The 2,570-nt window shown below is 46.0% G+C and carries 2 protein-coding genes and 1 pseudogene; 1 reads left to right on the top strand and 2 read right to left on the bottom strand.

Going from position 1 to position 2,570, the window contains the following annotated elements:
• Positions 1–193: 193 nt before the first annotated feature.
• Complete coding sequence (locus tag RMO35_RS22425) at positions 194–664, bottom strand: hypothetical protein (RefSeq protein WP_309744484.1); 471 nt, start codon at positions 662–664, stop codon at positions 194–196.
• A gap of 114 nt (positions 665–778) precedes the next feature.
• Here RMO35_RS22425 and asnS point away from each other — a divergent pair, with 114 nt between their 5' ends.
• A complete protein-coding gene (gene asnS, locus RMO35_RS22430) occupies positions 779–2,170 on the top strand; it encodes an asparagine--tRNA ligase (RefSeq protein ID WP_309744486.1) in 1,392 nt (463 codons plus the stop codon).
• 243 nt (positions 2,171–2,413) lie between these two features.
• Here asnS and RMO35_RS25455 read toward each other — a convergent pair.
• Positions 2,414–2,570, bottom strand: a pseudogene (locus tag RMO35_RS25455) (SAM-dependent methyltransferase); the annotation flags it as partial.

The raw sequence follows: 2,570 nt of genomic DNA on the forward strand, positions 1-2,570 counted from the left end.
AATCTATAAGCATGGTGCAGAATGTAGTAATTCTAGTCGCACCGATCGAGCGGGGGTGACTAATACAATCGTCTGTAGGTAGGTCGATTGGCAGCTAAAAGTCCACTCGATCGACTAATTTAATCGATAGTTTGAGATTTATATAGATTAAGAAGGGGTGCTAGCTAATTAGTTGTTAGTACTCCTTTTTAGTTTACTTAGAAGTTGTCGCTCGATCGATTAATCGCCGACACTGCTTTAACTTGGCGGGTGAAATCGATCTGCGCCATCTGACTAAATCCGTGCGGTTTGTCTGGATGTTTCTAATGACATCGATCGGTTGATAGCTGCCAGCCTGGGGAATGTAGCGTTGAAGTCGATCGTAGCGGATCTTTAATCTGACCTTTTGATGATAAGCCAAAAAACAATCTTCATCTCTATCTACTAAAAAAGTCTGATTTCCGCGATTGGTCGCGATAACAGCATAAAAATAATCGCCCCAAACAAAATTAGTAAAGTATCCAGTTATAGTTTTACTTGCGATGATTTTGTCAGGAAATCCTGGTGTTGCTGACGCCAGTTGCATCAGATCGTTTGGCTGCGATACCGCTCGGCTCGGATTGGCAGTTTGCATACCTAAAGCCAAAATTAGCATGAAGATCGATTGACGTTGTAAATTATTCATAACGGGATGAGTAAAATGTAATGCCCAAAATGTAAGTGCTACCTTGGCTAGTCGAATATGGCAGACTAGTAGAGTGAGATTTACCTACATCGATGTACTAGCACGACCTTAAAGATGATTACTAACTATATTGCTACCATCCTGCGGGGCGGAAATCCTGGAGATGCGGTGACTGTAAGAGGCTGGATTCGGAGTAAGCGGGAAGCTAAAGAATTTGCCTTTGTCGATATCAATGATGGCTCCTGCATGGCAAATATCCAGGTAGTAATCGACAAAGATGTCCCCAACTATGCCACGATCCTCAAACAGATTAACACGGGTGCCTCGATCGAGATTGTCGGCGAATTGGTAGAGTCGCCCGCCAAAGGACAACGCGTAGAAGTCAAAGCCGCTCAGGTACAGATTTACGGTGAAGCCGATCCCGAAAAGTATCCCCTTCAGAAGAAACGCCACTCCTTTGAATTCTTACGCGAGATCGGGCACTTGCGATCGCGTACCAATACCCTCAGCGCGGTATTCAGAGTCCGAAATGCCTGCGCGACGGCAGTGCATCAGTTTTTTCAAGAGCGCGGCTTTTTGTGGGTACATACGCCGATTATTAGTGCTAGTGACTGCGAAGGTGCGGGGGAGATGTTCAATGTCACTACCCTCAATCTCAAGAATGTCCCCCTCACCCCAGAAAAGGAGATCGACTACAGTCAAGATTTCTTCGGAAAGGCGGCGTATTTGACCGTCAGCGGTCAGTTGGAAGCCGAAGTGATGGCGATGGCATTTAGCAACGTTTACTCGTTTGGGCCGACTTTTCGCGCGGAGAACTCGAATACTTCGCGTCACCTGGCTGAGTTTTGGATGATCGAGCCGGAGATGGCATTTTGCGATCTGTTAGAAGATATGAATCTCGCGGAAGCATTTCTCCAATACATTTTCAAGTATGTGATGGAAAATTGTCAAGCAGATATGGAGTTTTTCAACGAGCGGATCGATAAATCCGTCTTAGATACAGCCGAGAATATTATTAATAATCAATTTGAGAGATTAACATATACCGATGCGATCGCACTCCTCGAAAAGTCGGGTCAAACATTTGAATATCCAGTCAGTTGGGGACTCGATCTCCAATCCGAACACGAGCGTTATTTAGCCGAACAAGTTTTTAAAAAGCCAGTGATCCTCACCGACTATCCCGTCGAAATCAAAGCGTTTTACATGCGGCTCAATGACGATGGTAAAACCGTCGCGGCGATGGATATTTTAGCTCCGAAAATCGGTGAAATTATCGGCGGCTCCCAACGGGAAGAACGGCTCGACATCCTGGAACGCAGATTGATCGCCCAAGGTTTAAATCCCGCCGATTACTGGTGGTATCTAGATCTCCGCCGCTATGGTACCGTTCCTCATGCTGGCTTTGGGTTGGGATTTGAGCGGTTGGTGCAATTCATGACGGGGATGACTAATATCCGCGATGTGATTCCCTTCCCCCGCGCCCCATTAACTGTAGAATTTTAGGTTTGTAGAACCACACAAACGGGAGGGAACCTCCCGTTCGATGCGTCGCTTTTTTATTCGGAGGTTCCCTCCGAATAAAAAAACCGACAAGACAGGGGAAACCCAAGAACGCACTTTTCGCTGTCTTTACTGAAACACATGGGTCGGGAACCTCCGCGTGATTTCAGTCGCAAACTGTCGGGAGACAGAGGCACAGCTTAGCATCCGCAATTCTCAATTCTCAATTCTCAATTCTCAATTAATTTAACAGCAGCCATCGCCTTGATAATGCCAAGTTGATGGCGTGATGATACATTCATTAGGAATTAAATCGAATAGCTTGGCTGCTGTCTTGTCACAGACAGCAGCAGGAATACCGCGTGGTAAGATATGTCCGGCTCGATCGTCAAAAATAGATTCT

The sequence above is a fragment of the Chamaesiphon sp. OTE_20_metabat_361 genome, assembly GCF_031364565.1.

Bases quoted from the DNA above. Each gene is read 5' to 3' on its own strand.
- RMO35_RS22425 (WP_309744484.1), bottom strand. From the start codon at position 664: ATGAATAATTTACAACGTCAATCGATCTTCATGCTAATTTTGGCTTTA.
- asnS (WP_309744486.1), top strand. From the start codon at position 779: ATGATTACTAACTATATTGCTACCATCCTGCGGGGCGGAAATCCTGGA.